The following is a 24,561-nucleotide window of genomic DNA, read 5'->3' on the forward strand; positions in this document are numbered from 1 at the left end:
CCTTCAAGAAAATTGAAGAGGCTGTACCTTTTTTTGAAATTTATAATAACCTCTACACTAGTGTCAACCTTTAGAATAAGGTCGAATCCCTTCTGACAGAGATTCATCGCTCCGATCCGGTCATCTATTGATAGCAGACCTTTCTATTCATCGGATACGCCAAGCGCTTTGTTCCGTTCTTTAAACCTCTCGTTATGCGACGATACATAGGCCATTCTCGGCGCCTCGGGATCGATGTACCGTTTGGCGCTGTTAAGCGCTAAGGCCGCATCCGTAAACGCCCCTGCAATCAGGTTGAGCTTGCTTTCGTAATTGGCGAAGTCGCCGGCCCCGAAGATGCCCGGCAAGTTCGTCTCAAGTTTCGGGCTGACGAATATGTTCCAGTCGTCCATATCCAGTCCCCAATTCTTGATACCTGTAAAATCGGACTTCAGCCCGTGGTTGACGATAACCTCGTCTATTTCCAGCTCGCGCGAGTCACCTGATTCGATATGGGTGATCGTCACCCGTTCAATCGTCTTTCCGTTGCCGCTGTACAACTGCGTAACTTCATATGGCGTAAGCACCTCGGCAGAAGACTCCTTCATTCGAACAATGTTTTTCTCATGTCCGCCGAAGCGGTCGCGCCTATGCACGACTGTAACCTGGGCAGCGATGGAAACCAGCTCGTTCGCCCAATCGACAGCGGAGTTTCCCCCACCCGAAATAAGCACTCGTTTCCCCCTAAAAGGCTCCAGTTCCTGCACCGTATAGTGCAGATTGGACACCTCATAGCGCTCGGCCCCTTCCAGCTCCAGCTTCGCCATTCGCAGAATGCCGCGGCCGATAGCCAGAATGACCGTGCGCGTCCAGTGCTTCTCCCCCGTTGCCGCTTCCAGAATGTACGTCGAATCCGCTTGTTTCTCCAATCCGATGATGTGCTGGCCGAATAAGATTGTCGGGTCGAACGTCTTCGCTTGCTCCGATAATCGAGCGATTAACTTCTCGCATAGGATCGGCTCCACACCTCCGACATCCCAAATCATTTTCTCGGGATAAATAAGCATCCGCCCGCCCAGCTCGTCTTTCGCTTCTATTAGCTTCGTCTTTAAATCGCGCATTCCACTATAGAAAGCAGTATACATTCCCGCAGGACCACCGCCGATAATCGTCACATCGTATAATTCAAGCTGCTCAGTCAATCGAAGTCCTCCTCCAGCCGGCTCATGTAACGTCCATGCTGTGATAATCATTATCAACTTAATTGTAGATTCGGCAACGTGACAATAACAATGGACAAAATCGACGGTTGCCTTATACAAATTAAGCTAACGATCGCAGAATATCATCGATTTTTTTGCCGTTGGAAATAATTCCGTTATTCATCCAAGTTAGAAAATCAACTTCGTAAACGCGGTTGTTTCGTACGGCGGGCAGATCGCGCCACTCTGGCTGCTCCAGCAGCTCTCTCTCCTTTCCTTCTGCCTGGCTATGCCACTTATCGAAAGTAATGAACAGATGATCCGCGGTTAACGTACGCAGATCCTCTACAGAGAGATTGAACATGCCCGGCTTATTCGCTTTTGAAGCTATACCTACCGCGGAGTGGGAGCGCAAGCCAACATCGCCATAGAGAACAGTCGAAACAAAGCCTTGCCCTTCGTCCGTATATTGAATAATGTGGTCCGCCGAGATACGCAAAAAAGCGACCGTTTCATCTTTCATAACCCGACTCAGCTTATGACTCGCGCTCCGTGCTTTGAAATCATACTTTGCGATAGCATCGTCGGCCAACTCCGTACGGCCGAAATAATCGGCGACGGTACGCAGCAGCGTGCGCCAATTATTGGTCTGCTCCCGCAAGATGCACGTGTTGGATATGCGTCGGCACTGGGAATATTGCTGTTGCTCGTAACGATCCATAAGCAATATCAGATCCGGCTTATAGCCGGAAAGCGCGTCAAAGTTGCCGCCGTTCTCGTCAAACGTCGGAATATGGTTTAAGCCTAGATAGTCTTGTTTACCCCATTTCGCATGCCAATACTGGGCGATAGGCTGCATATCCAGCGCGACTATGAAATCCTCCAAATACGGCGCCACTACTCTAAGCTGTCCCTTGCGGCTGCGACGGTATTGTCCTGGCGATATGCCTACCGTCTGCTTGAAGCGACGATTGAAATAATATTCATTGTTGAAACCTGCATTCAGCGCAATATCGAGCAGCTTGTCATCGGCGCTTGCCAGCCACCTCTTGGCTTGATTAATTCGCACTTCATTCAAGTACTGGAGCGGAACTTGACCCGTAGTCTCCTTGAACAGCCGGGTATACTTCCAGCGATCAATGCCTGCGAGGGAGGCCAGCTCCTCCACGGTCAGAAGCTCACGGTAATACTGATGAATATGCCGTATGCTAAGCTCTACCCCATGCCGCTCGCTATCCGTTTCCTTATCCTCGGCAGCAGGTGCATTTTGGCGGAATAGAAAGAGCAGCAGCTCTTGAAATCTCACAAATCGTTGGAACAGCTCGAGCTCGCCTGTCGCTCCGCGGAGTCCATATAACTCGTCAAGCAGCTCCATCATCTTCGCGAAGGGTGCGCAGGCAAGCTCTTGCTTATCCGGCAGCAAGCTCGAAGCTGCATCACCGCTCGTCGCAAAGCTCACTCGGTAATAGCTGCAGCTCATAACCTCTTGATCAAGGAATAAAGATCTTCCGGGTCCCTGCAAATAACATTTTCCTTGTCCCGTCCCGCTCATTATAATGATCAGTTCAAGGCCTTCCGTATCGTTTCTATCGCTGCCGTCCAAATCACTCATTCCTGCTTGCTCGCCCGCAACGATTAAGCGGATCGACCGCAGCACATATTGGACTAAAGAAGCAGTCCCAGCTTGTTTGCGCCGTTCGATATCCATCGTTACTATCAACCGCCTTTTAATTGATATTCATTCTCATTAAATATAGTGTAAATCAAAACGAGCCGCCCATCAACCTTCGTTGAGGAGCGGCTCTTTCCCAAATCACTCTTATTTCCTGTTAAGAAGCCAGCAACCGAAGTAATTCATCCATCTTCAACCCGTTGGCCGTAATGGCTCCCGTCTGCCAATACGATCTCTCTACGGGATATACATGGCCGTTCTTAAATGCGGGGACGGTCTGCCATAACGGATCTGCCTTCATTTCCTCAAGCGCTTGCGCGGTACTCTCATCCTCCCATGTCCCGTTGGACGGAAGCAAAATAATATGGTCCGCGTCAAGCTCCGGAATGACCTCCTTCGACAAGACGATATTGCCCTCCGTCATCGCCTCGGCGAAGCCCGGCGCCTTCAGCCCAAGATCCTCATACAAGATTTGTCCGACGAACGTGTTATGAATGCCGAAAATATTTATCGATTTGTCTACGACGTTCATCCGCAGAACAACAAGCTTCTCATCGCCAATCGCCGCGTTCAGCTTTGCCTTCACATCGGCAATACGGGCTTCGTAATCGGCAAGAACCTGCTCCGCCTTGTCGCTGAGACCAAGCAATTCGCCGATTAAGGTCAATGTTTTGCGCGAATCCGCTAGTACGTCGTCCGGCAAGCGGAACGTCGGCGCAACCTTGGAATAAAGCTCGTATTGCGCTGCATCGACCTCTCCGGCGCCGATGATCAAGTCCGGCTCGGACACAAGCAAAGCCTCGATGCTGCCGGTCACGTCGAACAACGGCACTTCCAGCTTCAAGTAATCCTGCTTGCCCCACATCGGGTTATAATATTGCACAATAGGCTTTACCCCAAGCGCAACCAAATAATCTTCACGATAAAGAGCCGAGATTCGCTTCGGATTGGTCGGAATCTCTACCTCTCCGAAACCATCGGTTACGACTCGCGTTTCCGCCTGAGGCGGAGCCTCGCTTGGCGCTGCCGTTGCCTGTGCAGGCGGATCGGTATTCACCGTGGCCCCATCGCCTGACGAGCCGCAACCTGTCACCGTAATCATTGCTGCCGTTATAAGCGATATCCATCCTGTTTTCATAAATCTCGATCTTGCCATGATTAAATTCACTCCCAAAAGTTTTATGTTTTGTAGCAAAACATTTCATTTAACTATAATGATAATCATTATCATTATTCTAGAGTAGATTGTACCCCAAAATGGATTGCATGCTCAATACACATTCTCTACGACCGGCCTTATACAAACTCATCACTTTCTTTGCGCTACACGGATTCTCATCGAAAGAAATGGAAAGTAAACTTGACATTGATTGGGTTGCACGATATACTTTCATTATGGAAAGCTAGCTTTCCATTAGGAGGATGAAAGCTTTGAACAACCGTTTAGAAGAAATCCGCAAGCAACGCGGAATAAAGCAAGAAGAATTAGCAATGGCTCTTGAAGTGTCACGGCAAACAATCGGTTCGCTGGAAAACGGACGTTATAACCCATCGATCCTTTTAGCGTTCAAGATTGCTCGTTTTTTCGGTATGACTATCGAAGAAATCTTTATTTACGAGGAGGATGAGAATGTATGAACAAGACGATTTTGTCTTATTTGATTACCGTTGCAGGCTTCTCCGTACTAGCAGTCGGTGTGTACTTCATCAAAACAATTGAAGATCCGCAAGGTCTGCTGCGAGCGCTGCCTTATATCTGCGTTGGACTTGGGTCTGGTATGTTCGGCCTCGGTATGGGAGAAATAATGTTGCGCTACGCGATGAAGCATAGTCCCACCGCAGCAAAGCAGCTAGAGATCGAGAAGAAAGATGAGCGTAATCTGGCGATCACTAATCGGGCAAAAGCGAAAGCATATGACATGATGATTTTTGTGCTTGGGGCCTTAATTACAGCAATTGCCTTGATGGCTATAGATTTAACAGTGGTATTGCTATTGGCTTTTGCCTACCTGTTTATTCTTGGATACGGCGTTTATTACCGATTGAAGTACTTTAAAGAGATGTAATTCGACACATATTCATCATGAAAAAAGGAATGAAGACAATGACGAAATTATCTTATAGTGGTTTAAAATACGGAGAAAATAATGTGGAAGTAAAATTATTGGTGGATATACAAAATGATTGGATTGAGATAACACATACCAAAGAAGTATCTCAAGTAATGAATAAATCAAAAGGTGAATATATCGTAGTACATCGCAATACTTTGAAATTCGATGTTGTTTCATAATAAGAGATATTGAACTGAAATCTACGAGACGCTGCCAGATTGGCACTTCCGACACTCTTTCCCAGCCTTGGAGAGCCGCCTCAGGTTCACCATCACCTCTTCGCAATTGGAATATATATCTCAATAATATTGTTAGCATTCTTGAGATTTTCGGGAGTTGCCCAACGCTCGATGTCGAATTCTCTGGCATCGGTATAACCGTGTAAGTCCAGCCATTCGTTAATGGCCACATGCGTTGCGTCAATCCTGCTTTCATCGCCTTGGTGCAAGAAGCGAAGAAACCTCCCCTCAGGAACAACGTGCGCAATCATCCAATCCGGATACACTTGCACCAACATCATACTCCTGTCGACACTATGCGGTACTTCTGCAACCCGGGATGCAAGCTTGTCTCGCAGACCAACCACAATCGCTCCCAAAACATCATCATTCAAGCTTGCCCCAACGCTGTATCCTACCAAGTTCATTTGCTTGCGTGTAACGATTTCAACATCGAGCTGAAGCATCTTACACCTCACGAATTGAATTTTTGAATTATTGCCCGATTTCGCATATTACGACTGACTATGAATTTCTTAAATCATATCATCAAAAGAGAAGGAATTGCCATCTGCCGTTGCACAAAGGAATCGACGACCTGCCATCCAGCAATCGACCGATCATAGAACAATATTAATTCATGCAATATTCCCCTCTCTTAGATACAAAGATAATATTCTATCCAATATTCTGCATGTTGCACGTATAAATAGAGAACGTTATAATAAAACTTAAAGAAAGAGCCGTGCGCTAACACGACTCCGGGCAGCACAGTAGACCGCTTCAAAGGCGGTCGGCTTCGGTGAAACGATCAGAAATAGACCGCTACCTTGCAGGGGGGCGGTCTATTTCTTTTGGTTAATCGCTGCGACGATGGCGACAACCAGCGTCAGCAACGCCACAATTAGCGCCCCAAAACCGATCATCAACGTCAAAGCATCTTTACCCTCCATGGGCATCCCTCCCTTCAAAGAGAGGTAGCCGACCACCCTTGCAAGCCGTTCCACGTGCTTGTCTAGTTATAGCATAATTTGTAAGAGGCTGAGTGAAGAAACTTCAAAACTGTTGGTTTGATGTTGATTACTCATGAAAATGTTTTCGGAGAGCGAGAGTTGACTCCTTGTTGAATTCGGGGCTCCTGATCCCCAACGCAAAGAAGTACATCGCTACATGAGCGATGTACTCTGATTTGAATACTGATATACAGCTTTAGGCTTTTACTCTTCGCCAGTGGCTACAGGGTTCTGCGGATAACTAATCCAATCACTCCAGCTCCCCGCATACAACCGAACTTTATTAAAGCCCGCTTCCTGCAAGGCAATCACATTCGGCGTAGCCGTGACACCGGAGCCGCAGTAGACGATCAGCTCGCGGTCGCGGTCCAGGTCGGCGAAACGTTCGGCTTGCGCATCTGCGTCCTTCCAGGCGCCAGACTCGCCGAGGCCGTCCTTCCAAAAGCGATTAATCGCGCCCGGGATATGGCCGGCGACCTTGTCCAGCGGCTCTACCTCGCCGCGATAGCGGGGCGCTTCGCGGGAGTCGATCAGCGTGACGCGTTCGTCGCCGAGTAACTCCTTTACCTCTACCATCTCGACCAGCATCGTGTGCTGAACGGTAGCGAGATACTTGGACGGTATAAGCACTCTCTGCTCCGCCGATATCGGGAAACCCGCGTTGGTCCATGCCGTAAAGCCTTCGTCCAACACGAAAACTTGCTCGTGGCCAAGATACTTCAGCAGCCACCATAAGCGTGACGCCATGGCGCCGCCTTGGTCGTCGTAAACGACGACGCGCGATTCGTTGCTGATGCCGACGCGGCTTAGCGCTACGGTCAGATCGAAGATGTCCGGCAGCGGATGACGGCCGCCATGGCCATCTTCGTCAAGCGGAGCGGACAGATCCTTCTCCAGATCCAGATAGACGGCTCCCGGGATATGCGATGCCTCATATAATTCGCGGCCGGCGTCCGGCTTACCCATCAGGAACCGGCAGTCGACGATAACGATGTCCGACTCGTATAAACGCGCCAGCAGCCATTTCAGTGATACGATATTGTTCATTGCTTCATTCCGCCTTCCAGCTTCTATCTTTCATGCGTCCTATTATACCGGAAACAAGCCTGAAGGAGAAAGCGGCAAAACAACAAGTATCGCAAGAACCGTCATGACCCAACACATTTTTTCATCCGTGCCGCCCTCCATCTCACCTCCAGGTTCGCAACCTCTCTTGCCAAAATTATGCTATGATCAGTGTATATATCAGCTGGAGTATGATCCATTACCTATGTTAATGACGAACGATACGATCTGAGGTGACGCATGGAACCATCGACCATTATCGGCGCCCTCGCGCGAATGACGACGATTCCCGAGGAAGAGGAGCTGCATTTCTTCAAGCAGTTGCTCTGGAAGCCCGTCAAAAAAGGGCAATTTCTCCTTCATGCCGGAGACTTCTGCGAAAGCATCTACTATTGCGAAGAAGGACTTTTCCGCATGTTTTACGAGAACGAGGACGGCTCCGAGCATATCAAAAGCTTCGTGACGGAAGGGAAGCTTTTTACAGATTACCGGGCGTTGCTAACGGCCGAACCGGCCTTCCTGTCGATTCAAGCGCTGGAAGATTCCCGCATCGCCTATTTTACGAAAGCCGCAATGGAGACGCTGTACGAACGCCATGCCTGCTGGGAACGATTCGGCAGGAAGCTCGCGGAAGAGCTATTCATCGCCAAGTCGCGCAAAGAACGGGAACTCGTCGAACTAACCGCAGAGGAAAGATACCGCTTGTTCCAGAAACAGTATCCGGATCTGGAAAGCCGCATTCCCCAGTATCAGATCGCCGCCTTTCTCGCCATCAATCCCGTATCGCTCAGCCGTATTCGCGGCAAACGATAACAAGCCCACAGTCACGGAACAGGAAACACAAAACACGAAACACGAAACACGAAACACGAAACACGAAATAAGCTGCATCGGCGGTTCCCTGTATACTAACCCGCGAATGCAGCTTATTTGTATAATGGCTGTTGCGGACAGCTCTCCAGCCGTTGCACCTTAATCCCCGTCTTTAGCGCTTCGTCCACGACCAGAATGTTGCTGATCGGACCGTTGCCGAGCGCCAGATTTCTAATGCAGGGAAGAACGTAACACGTTTTTCATTCCCATCGCGTCAACACGATCGGGCCGTCCTTCGTAATCGCGACGGTATGCTCGAACTGCGCCGCCCAAGCGCCGTCGATCGTTCGGGCCGCCCAGCCGTTGCGGGCGTAGAACACGTCCGGCTTGCCGGACGTAATAATCGGTTCGATCGTAATGACCATGCCTTCCTCCAGCTTGACTCCTTGTCCCGGAGGGCCTTGATAGACGACCTCGGGATATTCGTGTATATCACGTCCGATGCCATGACCGAAGAACATCGGTATGACATGGCAGCCCTCCCGCACCGCGCGCTTTTGGACCGCGTGGCCGATATCGCCGATGTAATTGCCGGGAAGCGCCTGCTTGATGCCGTCTTGCATCGCTTGCTTGGCAACGCGAAGCAGCCGCTCCGTGGCGGCCGTGGACTTGCCGACGATGTACGTCCAGGCGGAGTCGGCCTTCCAGCCGTTTAGGTCGGCTACCATATCTATCGTGACGATATCGCCGGATTCCAGCGGTTCCGCGTCGGGAAAGCCGTGGCACGCGACATCGTTGACGGATGCACAGGTTGCGTACGGATAACCTTTGAATCCTTTCTGCGCCGGCACGGCTCCCCGCTCGATCATAAACCGCTCTACGAACCGATCGATCTCCAGCGTCGTCACTCCCGGCGCGAGGCGCTTCGACAACGCCTTGTGGCACGCCGCCACGATCCGTCCGGCCATGCGGATTCCTCTAATGTGCTCCTTCGTCTTTAATTCCACCGCCATCCGCGCTGCCTCCTTCAATACATGAAATAGGGATAAAGGACGTATATGCTTACCCTATTCCGGCATTCGGGAACTCATTCCGCTTGGCGGTAACGGAGTTGTGAATTTCCGTACAACCCGCTTGCGCTATAACGGCCGCTGATGCAGTTGGCGGTATTCTCCGGGCGTCATGCCTATCTTCTTCTTAAAAACTTGGAAGAAGGTACTCTCGTTCGTATAACCTACACTCTTCATAATCTCCGCCACGCTCAGCTGCCCTTCTTCCAAATACTTAAGCGCGTGCTTCAACCGAGTGTCCGTCAGAAATTCGGCAACCGTTCCGGTTTCTCTCGATCGGAAATACCTGCCCAGATACCTGGGAGACAACTCCAGCTCATCGGCGATGACCTGCAGGCACATGTTGGGATCGCCGTAACCGTTCTCGATCATTTCTTTGACCGCCTCGACCAGATACTCTCTACGGTCCGGCCGTTCCTGGATGCGCTGCTCGTAGAACTCCGCCAGCATGGCCCCAATCAGCACACGCGCCTCCAAAAACGTTTCCTGCTCTAGAATCCGGCGCGTGTACGACTGGACGCTGACAAGACAGCTCTGATAGCGGATGGGATCGCCAGCTCGCATCTCTTGCTTAATAAGTGCGAGCACGTGCAGAAGAGCGTCGTCGAGACTGTCGCAATGCAACCTGCCCAAATGCTCGAATACGCCGTCCAGCGCGGCGCCCCATCGTTCTTCCCGCCCTTCCCGGAGGGCGGCGGCCAACTCCGCTTCCACTCCGGCGGGCAGCATTCCCTCTTCGGGCAAGCGGCTTCTGTTCTCGTCGAATTGCGTCGTAATGAGGCTCATCGGCCCTTCCGACATCCGGTACAAGAACAGTCGCTTCACTCTGGCATAATGATCCGATACCTGGCGGTAATCGGGAATCGTATCGGAGATAACGGCCGTCAACGATAGTCGGTAGTAGCCGTCGAGCAGATTTTGAATACGGCGTATTCGCTCCTCCAAGCGCTCCGACGTCACCGCGGATTGACCTGCATCCTCAATCGGAACAAGCATGGCGAATTCGTCGCCGAGCATATCCGTCGTCTGAGTCCCCGGCATATCTGCCATCACGTCGGAAGCGATATTTACGATCGCGAACCGAAGCAGCTTCTGCTCCGCCTCGTCCCTTAGCGTTCTGAAGTCCGCGTACCGGTCCAGCTTGAACAGGCCTAGCAGATAAGACTGGGCCGACTGCCCCTGCAGCAAATATTCGCCAAATTGCTGCTCCGTTATCGCGGCGCTGTCCGTGATCCACAAGCGCTGCAAATACTGCCTCATGACCTGTTTGCCGGACTGCTTGGAATCCCGCAGCTTCTCCATGCTTCTCGACAATTGATCATAGGCCGATGAGATGAACAGCCATTCGTCCTTCTCATCCTGTCTGCCGGCGTCGCCATGCTTCTTCCGGAATTTGCTGACCAGGTTGTACATCGGGCGGTACAACCGGATAGACAGCCATAACGATACCAGAAAGGACATGACCGTCAGGATGAACAGCGCAAGGAAGGAGAACAGGCCGATGCGGTTGACGCTCGCGAACACTTCCTCATAAGGCTGGATGCTGACCATGCGCCAGTTGCTGACGCCGGATCGCAGATACGTGACCATCTGCTTGCCTTCTCCGCCCTTAATGACGAAGCTTCCCGATTCCGGCGAGTCCGTCAATTCGTCTGCGATCAAGCTCCGAGTCGACTCGTCCAGCTGCGGCATATCGATGGAATCGATGATCCGGCCGCGTTCGCTGAACAAGAAGATGCGTCCCAGCGTGTTCCCGGCATGATTGTTAATAGCCTTAACGTTGTCGAATAGCCAATCCGGCTTGACCGTAAGGACGAGCATGCTTTCGCGGCCGTTATAGCTGCCCGTTGCGGCGTACATCGTATAAACAAACACCCGCTGCTGATCCGGTTTGTCCAGATCGGCCGGCACCATCGTGAACTTCGGATAGGATGCCGGATTCCGAATCACGTCGGCCAACACGGGCTCCTTGTTGTCGCCGCATAGGACCGGAGCGGTCGGCGAGGTGGAGTAGGAGCACCCGTTGAAGGCGTTATACACCACGATGGAATCCAGGAACAGATTGGAATTCAACGTCGAATCGAGCCTGGCCAGCTTATTATAGAGCTGGAAGATATCCTGGTCCCTCGTGTTCATCAGCGAGACGATATCCCGGTCGTTGAAGGTGGACACGGCGAGATTTTTGATGAAATCGTTCAGATGATCGATGTTGTAATTGACCTGCTCCAGCACTTTCCGGTTCGCTTCTTCCTGCAGATCGGCGGTGAACATGCGCGAATACATAAAGATGCCCGCGCAGAACAAGGCCATAAACCCGCCTACCAGCACGAAATTAGTCAGTAAAAGCTGTGTAAAAAACCTGCCGGAACGATATCCGCCAAAGCCTGTCTTCATCGTCATCCCCCTAAGCCGCTTTCTATCGGTCTGCCCCAGTCAATAGCCCGTTTGCGAGCAGCCATGCCGCCGGATTATGGCGAACGCGGCCATCCAGCTCCAATTGGCTGATCCACGCCTGTCCACTTCCGATTTTGCGGCCTGCTACCGCCAATGCCGGGGCCCATTCCCCTTCGTCGTTGCGATTGCCGCTCGTTAATACCGGCTGCCAGCCCCCTGCCGTAAAAGTCGTGCCCAGCAAAGGGACAATCCGTTCTTCACGTTCATGATACCATAGGCGGAAATCCTCCGTCCCGGCAAAGTCGACCAGCGGATGCCCCGTATCCCTGGAGACGAAATGGACCGGCATCATGCCGCATGGCCGCACGTCGACCGTACCGCCCAGCAGGTCCCATCGACCCGGGGGAAGCTCCAGAAAGAGCACGGTCGCGCCCGCTTCCGCTAGGCTTCCCACCTCGACCTTACGCTCCTGATAAGCTTCGATGCTCCGTATGCAGATGACGTCTCCGGCACCCGCTTCTTCCAATTCTATCGGCACGACCTCCCCAAGCTCGCGCATCCAATCCGGCAACTTGCCGCCAGCGTTGTCCACTACGGCCACACGTCGACCCTCGCTGTCCCGATTCTCCATGTACCGTGCAGCAGCGTCGGCTCCTCCTCTCTCCTTAGGCCAGACTGCCGCTTCGAGCGTCGTCTCGTGCAGCGGCTCTCCCGATGCGTCCGCGAGCTGAAGCCGGAGCACCGCCGTCGTTCGTTCGGAGACATGAAGGGGCGGCGTCTCGATATATCCTTGGAATCGGCTGTCGCATAACGGAATACCGGCTTCGTGGGAGCCGCAGGCGAGCACCTCTCCTCCCGCTTCCAATCGATAACGCAGCCTGGCGCCGGGATATTCCAGCTGCGTATCGTTGCAGATCCAGGCTTCGACCTTCATGCCTTCGTCGCTCCAGTAAGCGAATCGGTCGGACCGCAGCTGCACCGCAAGCGGCGACAATGCCTCGCGGTAAGCGAAGTAGGCTGGCTTGGGTCGCCTGTTCACGTCCATGATCGTCTTCATCCAGCCGGAAGGGAAGGCGTCGATAAACAGATGGATGGCGAACGTGTTCATCCGGCTGTCCCGCCGGAACGCTTCCGTCATGATTCGAGTCGCCCATGCCTGATAACGGTGACTCTCCGCAACCCAGTGCTCAAGCCCCTTAGGCGTTTCATAGAAAAAATAATGGAACCGGCCCGTCTGCGCGCCGATAATGGCGTTCGGCGACCAGCTCTCTTCCTTCCCGCTTGCCGGAAGCCAATCGGGAGGATAATGGGCGGTCATGACTTCCGCATAGTCGAGCCCTTCCGCGCCAAATTCGCCGCAACCGTAATGCCAGCCCTCCTTGACGGGCAGCCACCCGCCTTTATGCAGCAAGCCGATGTCCATCCCGTGGCCGTTGTACCAGCACGAGTAACAATGGTAGTCCGGCAGGCTGCCGGAAGGCGGATCGTAATCCCCGTCGACGTGTTTGATGACGCGATCGGGATTATGCAGCCTGACGGCGATATCGGCGGCATCGAAGAAACGCTCCAGCTCTTGTCGGTCCAGATGCCGGTGTGGTTTATTGGCGGCGTTCGGGAACGGCTCGTTGATATACGACACCAGAATGTTGCAGGGATGAGGGCGGATAAGACGCTCCATCTCCTCGGCCTGACGGACCGCCTCGACGAACTTGTTCCGGCGCAGCACGCCGAACAACGGCAGGTCGGTCTGCGTCATAAGGCCGAGCCGGTCGCAATAGTCGTAGACCTCCTCCTGCACCGGCCGCTGGGTTAGACGCAGAAAGTTCATATTGGCGAGCTTCGCCAACAGCAGGTCCTCCAGCAGCTGCTCCCAATCCTCCTTCATCACGCATTGCTGCTCGTGCCCCATCGTATTCGCCCCGCGCAGCCGGATCTCCCGATCGTTCAGATAAAATTTGCCCTTCGGCTCCGACTCCATATCCTGACGGAAAGATCGCATCCCAAACGTTCGGCTCCCCGTATCCCGCACATCTCCGCGATCGTCCAGCAGCTTCGCCTGCAATTGATAGAGCCATGGGGTGTCCGGCTCCCACAGCCTCGGCTGCTTCAACTGCAGCGGCACTTTGAAGTAATTGACGCCTTTCGCGACCAATAGCTTGATAGGCTGGCGGTAGGTGCCGTCCCCCTTGACCTTCGCCTCCGTAAAGGTATCGCCCAGTCCCACCTCGACCACGCTTTCGGGCTGCCAGGAATGCCAAGCCACGGTCTCCTCCGCGAAGTTGTACCCGTGCACGGCCAGCTCCAGCCTTATGTTCAGTGCGGCTCTATTCCTGCTGAATACCTCGATCCAGGCTTCCGCGCTCTCCTGCTCCGGCATCGGCCTCACGAAGATGTCGCCGATATGGACGGCAGGACGCGCCTCCACGTAGACGTCTTGATAGATGCCCATCCCGGGCGGACAATGATGCCAGCCGTACAGCGGGTCGTCATAGCCGGGACCGGTCGCGGCATACAGCTTGTCGCCCTCGAACCGCTCCCCCGGCGCCTCTTCCGTCTCGCTGCTGCCAAACGTAAAGTCGTTCTCCACCTGCACGATAAGCACATTGGCGCCGACTCGGACATGATCAGTACAGTCGAACTCGAAGGGAGCGAAGAACCCTTCATGACTGCCAAGACAGGTGCCGTTGACGAATACCAACGCTTTATAATCCACGCCCTTGAACTGGACGAAGATCGATCCGATCTCGAGTTCCGACTGCGTGATTTCAAAGGTCGTCCGGTAATAGACAACGGCTTGGCCAAGGGGACCGCCGTAATGCGGGATTTGCGCTTCTTCCCAGTCGCCATGGCCCTCAAGCACGCGCTGGAACGCCTCTCTGTCCTCCCTTGCCTGCCGGCGATACAGGAAGTGCTTCAGCTTCTTTCGCTGCTTCATTGGAGCGAGCTCCGGGGCCAGGTTTCTCATGTACGGCGCGTAACGTTCCTTCATCTCGTTCAGCGCTTGGCGAAGCTTCAGTTCGTCGTCCACTTTCGCCATGACGGCCCAGTCTCCCGAACTATCGCCACTGGCCTCTTTTACAGCCGATAGCCCTATATCGGGCAGCTTCGGTGGAAGGACGGGAGCCAGCTCGCCGCCCCTGCCCTCGATGCGCCTCGTGCCGATATCGGCGAACACGTCTCCGCCTCCGCCGCACTGTGCGGCGTGCGATAATCTATTGTCAGCAGGTTGATCTGCCATTTCTACCACTCCCGTATCTCTGTCTGTCTACTGTCCGATTGTCAGCATTCTCGCAAGAGCCGCCGCCGCTTGCGCCCGCGTGACAGCCTTAAGCGGCTGGAATCGCTCATTGCCCGTTCCCTGCATAATGCCCGACTCCGTCAATTGCCGTACGGCTTCGAGCGCCCACTCGCTAATCTGGCCGCTGTCCGCATAGGAGGTGCCTGCAGTCGCGCTCCCATTCGTCATACCGGCATAACGGCGTGCGCGATCCAGCATAACCGCCATTTGTTCGCGGGTAACGACTTCTTGCGGATGAACGGCTCCGTCGTAGCCGTTCATAATTCCCGCCGCATGGAGCGCCGCGATCTCGCCCGCATACCAGGCATTCGCCTCAACATCCGAGAAAGCGCCGATTTCGTTGGACTTCGGAAGGCTCAGCATTCGAGCCAGCAGCGCCGCGAATTCAGCCCTCGTAATCGTCCGTTCCGGCTCAAAGCGTTCGTTCGCCGTACCTCGCATGTAATCCCGCAGCCCCAGCTCTGCGATATGCTCATAAGCCCAGTGCTTATTCGTAACATCCGCGTAATCGCGTTCATAGAGGAATACGGACGCCTCTACCCCCGAATGAGCGGTATACGACGCTTCGCCGCCGCCAAGCTCCAGTCCGCTTTCGGCGTAACGCCATTCCTTCGCTATTTCGTCGAAAGCGAACAAGGCGATCCGTTTGCCGCTTGCTTGAAGATCATCGTCCAGATCGAGAAAAACCTTGGCCGACAACCCGACGGCCTGGCCGGTCTTTGCGGTTCGGACAGTCAACTTGGCCGCATCGGCAACCCCGCTGAATCCGCTTCGTCCGAACAAGGCCGGAGCGGTCCCCCATTCGATGATGAGATCGCCTTCCGCAAGCGCTTGGCCTAGCTGCTCCGCCGTCAACAGAATGCGGAATCTCTTCCCTTCGAACTGAAGCTCCCTGCCGGATTCCCGCACTTCCTCGCGTATGGCCGCAGGAACCTCAATCCGGTGCCGGCTGACCGATTGTCCGTCGGCGAATCGTAATTCCACTGGTCCGGATTGGCCATTGCGCAGCTCGCGAACCAGCGGCTCCGCATGGATTCGAATGACGGACCTTCCATCGTGCAAAAGGCTTTCATAGGTGCGCTCGCCATCCGGTTCCTCGCCTCCGTTGCCGCCATTCCCCGTACCGCCAGTGTCTCCGTCGCCATTGCCTCCTGTGTCTTCGCCGCCATTGCCTCCTGTGCCTTCGCCGCCATTGCCGCCTGTTTCGCCTTCGCCCGTTTCCTCCTCTTCCGGCGCGAATTGGAATTTCTTCAGATTGGCTACCCCGAAGCCGCCTTTAAACACCAGGTAGACGTTATGGATGCCCTGCACGTCCCCGGTTATTGCCGTCTGCTGCACTACGAAGTTGGTGAAGGCGCCCGTGGAAGCGACCGTCAGTTTGCCGAGCAGCGGACCGTCCACCGCATGCAGCCGTACTTCGATATCTTTGCCTGCCTGCGCCTCCGCTACAGCCACGTCCGCTATGAAGGCGGTTGCTCCCCGATTGAATTCCACGTTGTTGTACCGCACCCAATCGTTGTTGTCCAGACTTCCGATGGAATCGCTGGCCGCGACGACCGTAACGCCCGACATCTCGTCAAAGCCAGTCGCCGCAATACTCGTATAAGCCGAACGAACAACCGCGTTGCCGTCGGGTACAGCCGTAAAGGCCTCCGTCTCGCGTTCAGCGGAGCCGTATTTGGCCGCAATCGTAATATAATAGGTCGTGTCGTTGATTAGCCCCATCAAGGTATGGTAGGTCTGTCCCGCCGGCAGCTCCGTCTGCGCGTCGGGATTTCCCGGCACCGTGCCGTATCGGATTACATAGCCCATTACGCCTTCATGTCCCGTCCAAGACAACGACACCGCGCCGTCCCGCGGAGTGACGTCGCCGACCAGCGGCGCCTTGAGCTCCAGCTCGGAGCGCGACAGCGACACGTTCGAGAAGACCGCTTCCGCATATGCCTCAGGCGTTCGGGAAGATACCGCGAGCCCCGCCAGCATCTCTTCGGGCATATCCAGAATCAGCTGCTGCATTTGCACCCACTCGCCGTTGCTCATGTAGTAGCTCGTAAACACCTTGTTCTCCCTGGTGACCTTAAGCTTGGTCGGCATCGGTACGGGAGATATATTTTTGTAGGTAGTGAGTCCCCCGTTCGACATGCGCACGGTCGTGAACACCTCGCCGTTCGGCTTCATCCGCAGATAGAAGTTGGCGGCGTCCTGTGTGTCGCGCGAACGGAACATGATGCCCGCCATCGTATTGCTGTCCGTATTCGTCAGCGACTCCAAAGTCGCCTCCATCGCGATCTTCTCTTCGTTCGCGTTCTGGACCCATTGCGAGATATAACCGAATTCGTCGCTTGTTCCCCATACGTCCGCGCCGACTGCGCGAAGCGTATATTCGCCGCGTTCATAGGAGGCATAATTAGGCTGGGTGCCGTAATTCCGAAGCTCCCACGGCGAAGCCAGGCTATCCCACTTCGGAATGCTAATCCGGTAATCGTCGACATCCACGTCCGCGTTCCAAATTTGAAGCCCTGCGGATCCTGCAGCCAACGGGCTTGCATCCTCGTATTCGATGAGCAGCTCGTCATTGACGTACCCCCTTACGTATCCCGGGCTGACCGAAAGCCGGAACGTATACCATTCTCCTGGTACGAGGGTGAAGTCCGTCTCTTGCACCATGCCGCCAGCCGCCCGCTTCTCGAGCTGAAGCTTGCCGGTATTGCGGTACATCAGCTGATACCGCGTTCCGGCCCCGACGGAATTGGAATCATTGCCGATCAGAAACACCGTCTGCGCCGAAGCGTTGCTTCCCAGCCAGTTGTTCACTCTCAGCCTGGATTCGATCGAATAATGCGTGCGGCCCAGCTCGCGCTTCTGATTGCCGAACGTGCCGTTGAAATGCAGCAGCTTGCCGTCTTCGTCATTCGTCAACTGCCAGGTACCGGGACTGGACGAGCTTTCCTGTACCCAGCCCGGCTCCAGCTCGTCTTCGAAGAGATCCTCGAACAACACGGCCGTTCCGCCATAGACGACCGCCAGCGGGGAAGGCCCGCCGGATCCCAGACGATTGACGGCTTCGACGTAATAATAATAGTCGTGCAAGGCGCTAGCGTCGGTGTCGACATAGCTCAGCTCATTCGCCAGCACGGCGATCCGCTCGAATGCCGCATCGGGATGGGAGCCCCGATACACATGGTATTCTGTGGCCATGTCAACCCGGTTCCAAGCGAGATGCACTTGATCCAGGCGGGTAAACGTCAGATTTGGCGCATCCGGCACCCGGTCCGTCACCCGGCTGTCGAATGTCATGACGCCATTGCTATTGGCCAGCTCTGCCGGACGCGAACGCGAGGCGCTATAAGCGATTACCTTCCAATAGTAGGTTTCGTCGTAAGTAAGCACGCCTTCCAAGGCATGCCGTGACTTCTCCGTGACCGTGTCCGACACGATGTTGGCGAACTGATCGTCCTTTGCGACGAGAAGACGGTACTGTACCGCGCCCTCGGAAGGCTCCCAACGGAACTGCACGTTTAACGGATCCACGTCTTGTGCGTCATCAACCGGCGCGCTGGCATAGAACGTCCCCAATGACGCGTTCCAATTTCGGTATTCATCGTCGTACAGACCGATCGACGCAAACGGAATCGGCTCGAATCCGGGAATTTGCGTATAGACCTCCGAACCTGGCAGCAGCTCGAAGTTCATCGCGTCCGCGTCGACAAAGCCGGGATCCGCGTTCGTGATCCAGTTTCCTTCTGCCGTCATGGGGCCATTGCGGTATAAAGCGCCGTCCACGACGACATTGTCCTCCATGACGTTGCTGTTCAGCGGCAGCTCCACGGGCACGCCGTTGCCGTCATAATAACCCGAGAGCACGGGATATTTGCTGGCGTAGGGCTCTTGCTTAATGTTAACGCTGCCTAGCAGCCGATTGCGTTGAATCGGTTCGTTAAGGAATTCCTTCCACCGCGCAGACGTCCAAAGCGTGGCCTGGATGGCATGCGGAATATCGATCGAAATATTATTGCGGAATACGTTATGATGGCCGCCGTGAATATGCATATTGGCATTGCTGCCCGCCTTGTAGAAAACGTTGCCGTGAATCAACTGCCCGCTTGCCCCGTCATCCAGGAAGACGGCTTGGGAGGCATGGTCGCTGCCTAGGTGATGAAAGAAGTTATAGCGAATGACGTTGCCCTGCTCGCTAGCGTTGCGTCCCATATAGATGGAGCCCATATCGTCCGCTTCGCGCAGCACGTGATGAATCTCGTTTTTCTCAATCACATGATCGTTGCCGTTCAAATAAATCGCCATATGCGGCGAGTTGTAAATCTCGTTATTCGCCGCGACATTGCCCACGCCTGTCAGCCAGATGCCCGGTCTGTAACCTTCGTCGCGACGGTTGAAATCGCTGATCTTGTTGTTCCGTACCTGCACGTTGCCTGGAGTCAGCGTTACCCGATTACCCGCGCCAACGTAGATGCCGCCCGCTCCCGTTCCTGTCACCTCGTTGCCGGCAATGACGTGGTTGACGCCGCCAAGCCGGTCCCAATCCTGATTCAGATAGATATGTCCCTGAATATTGCCCACCACGCGGGACTCCGGCACGCCACTAAATTCATGAACGGTATAACCCGGTCCCGGCACGCCTTGACCGACGGAGATCGCCACGGTTCCGAGATTACGGAACGTATTGCCGGCAATCGTATTGCCGTCGCCGCCCTCCATGTAGATTCCCATATCCCGGCTGTTTTCGAAGATAAAGCCTTGTATCGTAATAAACGAAGCATCCTCGATGGCGGCAAGCGGCTCCTCCAGCATGGATGCCTGTATGCGTGCCCCGCTTAACGAATCGTTGGGGTACAAATACAACGTGCTGCTGTCGTAGTCCAGGAAATATTCGCCCGGCTCGTCGATCTCCTCTAGCAGGTTATAGGCGTAATAGGTTTTCCAGGCGGCGCTGGCGGTCGACAAGCCGTACAAATGGGCGTCCGCAAGCTTGATCGTGCGGGCCGCCGTGTCGATCTCCTCCACCCGGATATTGTCTTCCGCGAAGCCGTAGCCGAAGTATCCGTGCAGCATAAGCTGCGTCGCCCCGGTCCAGCGGTCGGCGCGGTCGTAATCGTATTTGAACTTGCCTCCCCGATTGCCGTTGTCGTTCTGCCGCGGAATCGAGCCGGTATCCAGCACCTGTCCGAGCGGCAGGTAACCTTCGTTGGGCCAACGGGCCAGATGCATGGCCTGCTCGTTTACGAACAGCTCCATAGGCGCGGACACAACGTCGTGCAGATAGCCGTGTCTGCGATATTCGCCCAGATCGGTTATTCCTTCCGCGCCCAGATCGATCTGCAGCACATGCGCTCTGCCCTCCTCCGGAATGCGGGCCAGCGTCGCCGGATCGCTTACCGGCGAGAACGCGGTTCCGTCCAGTTGGATGCCTCCGCTAATGCGCACCTCTTCTCCGGGGTACGCGGCATAGACGATCGGCTTCGATGCCGTGCCGGAATCCTCCTCCTGCAATTCGAAGGTGGACGTCAGCCGATATTCCCCTTCCCTTACATAGACGGCAACGCCCCCTTCGGGAAGTCCAGCGCCAGCCTTCAGTTGACGGATGCGGTCTCTCGCTTCCTCAAGCGTCGCAAGCGGATTCGTGAGCGTGCCGGCGTTCTCGTCGTCCCCGGCCAGACTGACGTACAGCTCCGCTCCGGGAGAACTTTCTTCGGCCGACACCGTCGCATCCTTGCGGTATACCGTCTCCAGTACAACCTGCAGGGCGAGCAGAATAGCGAGCAACAACGCTGCTTTGGATTTCATTATTTCTCCTCCTTTTTCATGGCCACTACTATGATAACGCTTTCTTCAATTCCCCTAATAAAAGGGCCGGCGAGGCGGCGTTCCATGCCGCCGTCCCCGTCCCTTCAACGCTGCCTTTTATTGCACGGACGCTTTCCACTCATCCAATTGACGCTGCGCTTCTTCAATGACTCTGTCGATGCCGGCCTGCTTGAGCTTGCCTTGGAATTCTTCCAAAATGCGGTCGGCAGCGACCGTGCCGGTATTAAGACCGGGTCCGTATTCGTCGATGACGGTCGTTACGTTCGCGATCTCCGCGCTGACGCTCTCCGTTACGAATTTAAAGCCGATAATGGGCGACGGCGTAGCGGACTCGTTAAGCTCCTTCGTCTCTTTGGCGACGTTAGGATCCTTGCCCGCAAGCGTATAGCCGTTGAAGACGTTTCCGAATACCCAGTCCGAGGCGGTGTACGCGCTGTCGGGAACAAGCTCCACGCTGCCGTCGGAATTCTTGTTGTAATGGGTTCCCTCGATGCCGAACGCAAGCAGATTAAACAGCTCCGGGTCCGTATTTACCAAATTGATAAGCATCATCGCCCGCTCGGGGTTGCCGGAATGCACGGGAATGGCCTGCAGCGTCGTAATGATGGTGTTCGTGCCTACGTAGGCGTCCGTCGTAAATGCGTATTGCATATCCTTGCCGCCTTGCGAAGCTTTGGCTTCCGCTTCGCCGCCGGGTTTCAGCACGTTATGGAAGCCGCCTACGGCTTGGCCTGCCTTCTGATAGTCGCCGATCGACTTGAGCGTCGCCGCGTCTTCGTTGATGTATCCCTTCTCGTAGAAGTCTCTCATCGTATCCAAATACTGACGGTACTCTTCCGTCTCGTACATATTGACGATCTTGTCCGGATTGTCCAGATGGATGACCGCGATATTGGCAAGCACGCTCTCGAGGCCGTAGGTGCGGTTCATGTAGCTGAACATCCCTTGGCGGCCTACCGCGAACGGGATCAAGTCGGGATGCTTCTGCTTGACCTGCTCCAGCAGCGGCGCAAGGTCCGCCAATTGTTTCATCTCCGCTTCAGGCTTGTATAGATCATAGAATTCCTTCTGCAGGACGAAGCCCTCGCGGTTCGTGACCGTCTGGTAATTCGGCACGCCGTAGATTTGGCCGTCGATCCGGGTGGCTTCCCATACGAAGTCGGGCATGCTCGCCTTCACGTCCGGGGCATAGCGGTCGATTAATTCGTCCAGCGGAATAAACGCGCCTTTGCTTTGATTCTGGACGTAGTTGAAGTTCCAGTTGGAGGTCCAGACGATATCAGCCTTTTCGCCGGAGGCGATGACCGTATTCATCTTCTGCGTATAATCGCCAAAGGCCAGCGGCATCAGCTTGACGGTTGCGTTGATTTTCGGCTCGATGAGCTCGTTGACCTTGCTCTCCACGCTCTTTAGATCGGATGGTATCGCGGGCTGCGGATAATACCAGACCAGCTCTACCTTGGACAGTTCTTCGGCAGGTTTTTTCTCTTCCCCGTTCTGAGCCGTCCCCTTGTTGCCCGGCGCTGGATCGCTGCCGCCGTTTTTGCCGTTGCCGTTGCCTCCGCTGCATGCGGACAGCACTAGCGCAAGACAGAGTACGACAAACAGCATGATGTTTTTCTTCGGATACATGATTGCTCCTCCTTTGATGAAACCCCTTAATTGTATTATATCAACTCGAAGGACAAGGTCCTTCAAGAATGACATCGATAAGCAGACGCGAGTTCGCCTCGCGACCGGCGAGGCGGAGCCAACGTTAGCTCTTGACCGAACCAACCGTCAGACCCGCCACGAAATAACGCTGAAACATCGGGAATACGAACATCATCGGTCCCGCCGCGAGCACGGCCATCGCCATGCGGGTGGACAAGCTCGGGAATTTCGCCATGGTCAGGTTCACATTGACCAGATCCATGTTGGCCGATATAAATTCGATCGTGTCCATGATGCGGTAGAGCAGCAATTGCAGCGGCACGAGCTTCTGTTCGTCGATAAACAGCAGCCCCAGCCACCAATCGTTCCAGTAGGCAAAAGAGATGAACAGGCCTACGGTCGCAAGCGCCGGCGTAGAGAGCGGCAAGACGATGCGGAGAAATATGCGCCATTCGCTCGCCCCGTCGATCTTGGCGGAATCAAAGATTTCGACCGGCAGCTTCTCCAGGAACCCTTTCATGATGAGCAGGTAGAACGGACTGACCAGATAGGGCACGATCAGAGCGGCTAGCGTATCCTTTAGATTCAAATATTGCGTCACCAGGATATAAAATGGCACCAGACCGCCGTTGAACAGCATCGTGAACACGATGAACAACAGGGTGGGACGGCGATAGCGGTAATCTCTGCGCGATACGGCGTAGGCGGCCATCGACGTCATCAGCAAGGCGCATGCCGTTCCGATGATCGTTACTCCGATCGTCACCTGGTACGCCTGCAGCAGCTGCAGCGGGTTGCGGAGCACGATCTCGTAAGCGAATGTGTCCCACTGCGCCGGGATGAACCGGTATCCGTTATGGAGCAGCGACTCCTCGCTCGACAGGGAGATGGCGACCACCAGCAGAAGCGGCGCGAGAATGGCGGCGGATAAGACCGCGAAGAAAAGATTGATCACGATGGGCGCCGCCTTCGGTTTCCGGGTTGTCATTTGTCGCTCCTCCTTACCATAAGGCGTTGTCCGAGTTGATTTTTTTAATAATGTAGTTGGTGGTCAGCACCAGCGCGAAGCCGACGACGGACTGGTACAGCCCTACCGCGGTCGACATGCCGATATCCCCCACCACCCGCAGCGAGCGGTATACGTACGTATCGATGACGTCCGTCGCGCCGTACAGAAATCCGACATCGTTGGGAATGAAGTAGAACAGTCCGAAGTCCGCCCTGAAAATATTGCCGACCGCCACGATGAACAGAATGACGACCAGCGGCGTCAGCAGCGGAATCGTAATATGGCGGATCATCTGCATCTTGCCCGCTCCGTCGATCCGAGCCGCTTCGTAATAACTGGAGTCGATCCCCAATATGCCCGCGTAGTAGATCAGCGTGGAGAACCCCACCGACTTCCATAAGTAGACGAGAATGATGATGACCGGCCAGTATGCCGAGGTCTCGTACCATCGCACGGGATCTTGCCCAAAGAACGTCAACAGCTGGTTGAGGAATCCGCTCTTGTGATCCAGAAATCCCATCGTCACGTAGCTGACCACGACCCAGGATAAGAAGTAAGGCAGAAACATGACCGTCTGGTGGATCTTCAGCCATCGTCGCCCGATCTCGTTCATCATAATGGCAAAAGCGATCGCGATGACGGTGCCCAACACGATAAAAGCGCCGTTGTACAGAATGGTGTTTCTCGTAATCCGAAAGGCCGTATCCGACTGGAAGAAGAAACGGAAGTTATCCCAGCCAACCCAGTCGCTGCCCCACAAGCCTTTGGCGAAGTTGTATTTCTTGAAGGCGATAATCAGGCCTACTAGGGGCAAATAATTAAAGATCAGCTTAAACGTCACGGCGGGCAGCGCCAGCATGAACAGCTCCCTGTTTCTCCGTCCGTGCTTCCACTCCGCTCGGGCCCATGATAGTATTCGCATTGCCGTCCGACTCCTTTTCTGCTTGCTCGACTCATGCCGCCTGCCGGTTGCATATTCCCATTATGTCAGCCGTCATGGGCGTTGTTTACTGTAAATCGGGCACTTTGGACTGTCGTTTGGGACCACTATGAATACGGACTATGCTCCGGGACGCCGTCTGAAGCGGCATTTGAGCGTCTAAAGAAAAAAACCACCCCTGAAGGGTGATGACGGGTGACGGGTTGTCTAAGTTATATGCATGCGTTAAGCTGCTCGCCATCGCCATTCTAACGGACATCAGCGACGCAAATCCTTGGCATTTATGCTTTTCAAAATC

17 protein-coding genes are annotated in these 24,561 nt (G+C 54.5%); 4 read left to right on the forward strand and 13 right to left on the reverse strand.

Annotation, left to right across the window (positions count from 1 at the left end; all coding sequences use genetic code 11):
- Window positions 1-143 precede the first annotated feature (143 nt).
- The 3 genes from H7F31_RS31240 to H7F31_RS31250 form a co-directional block, all read right to left on the reverse strand.
- On the reverse strand, window positions 144-1,181 hold the full coding sequence (locus H7F31_RS31240; RefSeq protein ID WP_187102019.1) for an NAD(P)/FAD-dependent oxidoreductase: 1,038 nt from the start codon (window positions 1,179-1,181) through the stop codon (window positions 144-146).
- Window positions 1,182-1,302: 121 nt separating this feature from the next.
- A complete protein-coding gene (locus H7F31_RS31245; protein ID WP_187102021.1) occupies window positions 1,303-2,889 on the reverse strand; it encodes a helix-turn-helix domain-containing protein in 1,587 nt (528 codons plus the stop codon).
- Between the two features lie 121 nt (window positions 2,890-3,010).
- Window positions 3,011-4,009, reverse strand: coding sequence for an ABC transporter substrate-binding protein (locus tag H7F31_RS31250; protein ID WP_187102022.1), 999 nt, complete (start codon window positions 4,007-4,009; stop codon window positions 3,011-3,013).
- Between the two features lie 275 nt (window positions 4,010-4,284).
- On the opposite strand from H7F31_RS31250, the gene H7F31_RS31255 reads away from it, so the two are divergent.
- From H7F31_RS31255 to H7F31_RS31265, 3 genes are read left to right on the forward strand one after another with little or no spacing between them, the layout of a single operon-like run.
- Window positions 4,285-4,491, forward strand: coding sequence for a helix-turn-helix transcriptional regulator (locus tag H7F31_RS31255; RefSeq protein WP_187102023.1), 207 nt, complete (start codon window positions 4,285-4,287; stop codon window positions 4,489-4,491).
- Window positions 4,488-4,919: a hypothetical protein gene (locus H7F31_RS31260; protein ID WP_187102024.1), complete on the forward strand. Its 432-nt coding sequence runs from the start codon at window positions 4,488-4,490 to the stop codon at window positions 4,917-4,919. The genes H7F31_RS31255 and H7F31_RS31260 overlap by 4 nt, the downstream gene beginning before the upstream one ends.
- Before the next feature lie 38 nt (window positions 4,920-4,957).
- Window positions 4,958-5,146 (forward strand): hypothetical protein, encoded by a 189-nt coding sequence (locus H7F31_RS31265; RefSeq protein ID WP_187102025.1) that lies wholly within the window; start codon window positions 4,958-4,960, stop codon window positions 5,144-5,146.
- 92 nt (window positions 5,147-5,238) lie between these two features.
- On the opposite strand, the gene H7F31_RS31270 is transcribed toward H7F31_RS31265, so the two are convergent.
- The 3 genes from H7F31_RS31270 to H7F31_RS31280 all read right to left on the reverse strand — a co-directional run bounded on the left by H7F31_RS31270 (window position 5,239) and on the right by H7F31_RS31280 (window position 7,245).
- A complete protein-coding gene (locus H7F31_RS31270; protein WP_187102026.1) occupies window positions 5,239-5,652 on the reverse strand; it encodes a GyrI-like domain-containing protein in 414 nt (137 codons plus the stop codon).
- A gap of 378 nt (window positions 5,653-6,030) precedes the next feature.
- A complete protein-coding gene (locus H7F31_RS31275; RefSeq protein WP_187102027.1) occupies window positions 6,031-6,138 on the reverse strand; it encodes a putative holin-like toxin in 108 nt (35 codons plus the stop codon).
- Window positions 6,139-6,402: 264 nt separating this feature from the next.
- The gene (locus H7F31_RS31280) at window positions 6,403-7,245 is read right to left on the reverse strand and encodes a sulfurtransferase (RefSeq protein WP_187102028.1); all 843 of its coding nucleotides are present in this window, start codon (window positions 7,243-7,245) and stop codon (window positions 6,403-6,405) included.
- A 258-nt stretch (window positions 7,246-7,503) separates the two neighbouring features.
- Here H7F31_RS31280 and H7F31_RS31285 point away from each other — a divergent pair, with 258 nt between their 5' ends.
- Window positions 7,504-8,076, forward strand: coding sequence for a Crp/Fnr family transcriptional regulator (locus H7F31_RS31285; protein ID WP_187102029.1), 573 nt, complete (start codon window positions 7,504-7,506; stop codon window positions 8,074-8,076).
- Between the two features lie 260 nt (window positions 8,077-8,336).
- On the opposite strand, the gene map is transcribed toward H7F31_RS31285, so the two are convergent.
- The 7 genes from map to H7F31_RS31320 all read right to left on the reverse strand — a co-directional run bounded on the left by map (window position 8,337) and on the right by H7F31_RS31320 (window position 24,245).
- Entirely contained in the window at window positions 8,337-9,089 is a 753-nt protein-coding gene (gene map / locus H7F31_RS31290; RefSeq protein ID WP_187102030.1) for a type I methionyl aminopeptidase, read from the reverse strand.
- A 126-nt stretch (window positions 9,090-9,215) separates the two neighbouring features.
- Window positions 9,216-11,540, reverse strand: a complete 2,325-nt coding sequence (locus tag H7F31_RS31295; protein ID WP_187102031.1) for an AraC family transcriptional regulator — start codon at window positions 11,538-11,540, stop codon at window positions 9,216-9,218.
- A gap of 22 nt (window positions 11,541-11,562) precedes the next feature.
- The gene (locus H7F31_RS31300; RefSeq protein ID WP_187102032.1) at window positions 11,563-14,778 is read right to left on the reverse strand and encodes a glycoside hydrolase family 2 protein; all 3,216 of its coding nucleotides are present in this window, start codon (window positions 14,776-14,778) and stop codon (window positions 11,563-11,565) included.
- Between the two features lie 27 nt (window positions 14,779-14,805).
- Window positions 14,806-20,640 carry an S-layer homology domain-containing protein gene (locus tag H7F31_RS31305; RefSeq protein WP_187102033.1) on the reverse strand — a complete coding sequence of 1,945 codons (5,835 nt, stop codon included), beginning with the start codon at window positions 20,638-20,640 and terminating at the stop codon, window positions 14,806-14,808.
- A gap of 117 nt (window positions 20,641-20,757) precedes the next feature.
- Window positions 20,758-22,293, reverse strand: a complete 1,536-nt coding sequence (locus H7F31_RS31310; protein ID WP_187102034.1) for an ABC transporter substrate-binding protein — start codon at window positions 22,291-22,293, stop codon at window positions 20,758-20,760.
- A 124-nt stretch (window positions 22,294-22,417) separates the two neighbouring features.
- The gene (locus H7F31_RS31315) at window positions 22,418-23,302 is read right to left on the reverse strand and encodes a carbohydrate ABC transporter permease (RefSeq protein ID WP_087570469.1); all 885 of its coding nucleotides are present in this window, start codon (window positions 23,300-23,302) and stop codon (window positions 22,418-22,420) included.
- A gap of 13 nt (window positions 23,303-23,315) precedes the next feature.
- The gene (locus tag H7F31_RS31320; RefSeq protein WP_087570470.1) at window positions 23,316-24,245 is read right to left on the reverse strand and encodes an ABC transporter permease; all 930 of its coding nucleotides are present in this window, start codon (window positions 24,243-24,245) and stop codon (window positions 23,316-23,318) included.
- Between the last annotated feature and the right edge of the window lie 316 nt (window positions 24,246-24,561).

The organism is Paenibacillus sp. PAMC21692, assembly GCF_014303795.1.
Lineage (GTDB): Bacteria > Bacillota > Bacilli > Paenibacillales > Paenibacillaceae > Pristimantibacillus > Pristimantibacillus agaridevorans.

What these genes read in the sequence shown, in the direction of transcription:
- H7F31_RS31280 (WP_187102028.1), bottom strand. Translation starts at nt 7,245, where the DNA reads ATGAACAATATCGTATCACTGAAATGGCTGCTGGCGCGTTTATACGAG.
- H7F31_RS31285 (WP_187102029.1), top strand. Translation starts at nt 7,504, where the DNA reads ATGGAACCATCGACCATTATCGGCGCCCTCGCGCGAATGACGACGATT.
- H7F31_RS31315 (WP_087570469.1), bottom strand. Translation starts at nt 23,302, where the DNA reads ATGACAACCCGGAAACCGAAGGCGGCGCCCATCGTGATCAATCTTTTC.
- H7F31_RS31320 (WP_087570470.1), bottom strand. Translation starts at nt 24,245, where the DNA reads ATGCGAATACTATCATGGGCCCGAGCGGAGTGGAAGCACGGACGGAGA.
- H7F31_RS31275 (WP_187102027.1), bottom strand. Translation starts at nt 6,138, where the DNA reads ATGGAGGGTAAAGATGCTTTGACGTTGATGATCGGTTTTGGGGCGCTA.
- H7F31_RS31260 (WP_187102024.1), top strand. Translation starts at nt 4,488, where the DNA reads ATGAACAAGACGATTTTGTCTTATTTGATTACCGTTGCAGGCTTCTCC.
- H7F31_RS31250 (WP_187102022.1), bottom strand. Translation starts at nt 4,009, where the DNA reads ATGGCAAGATCGAGATTTATGAAAACAGGATGGATATCGCTTATAACG.
- H7F31_RS31265 (WP_187102025.1), top strand. Translation starts at nt 4,958, where the DNA reads ATGACGAAATTATCTTATAGTGGTTTAAAATACGGAGAAAATAATGTG.
- H7F31_RS31270 (WP_187102026.1), bottom strand. Translation starts at nt 5,652, where the DNA reads ATGCTTCAGCTCGATGTTGAAATCGTTACACGCAAGCAAATGAACTTG.
- H7F31_RS31295 (WP_187102031.1), bottom strand. Translation starts at nt 11,540, where the DNA reads ATGAAGACAGGCTTTGGCGGATATCGTTCCGGCAGGTTTTTTACACAG.
- H7F31_RS31305 (WP_187102033.1), bottom strand. Translation starts at nt 20,640, where the DNA reads ATGAAATCCAAAGCAGCGTTGTTGCTCGCTATTCTGCTCGCCCTGCAG.
- map (WP_187102030.1), bottom strand. Translation starts at nt 9,089, where the DNA reads ATGGCGGTGGAATTAAAGACGAAGGAGCACATTAGAGGAATCCGCATG.
- H7F31_RS31245 (WP_187102021.1), bottom strand. Translation starts at nt 2,889, where the DNA reads ATGGATATCGAACGGCGCAAACAAGCTGGGACTGCTTCTTTAGTCCAA.
- H7F31_RS31310 (WP_187102034.1), bottom strand. Translation starts at nt 22,293, where the DNA reads ATGTATCCGAAGAAAAACATCATGCTGTTTGTCGTACTCTGTCTTGCG.
- H7F31_RS31300 (WP_187102032.1), bottom strand. Translation starts at nt 14,778, where the DNA reads ATGGCAGATCAACCTGCTGACAATAGATTATCGCACGCCGCACAGTGC.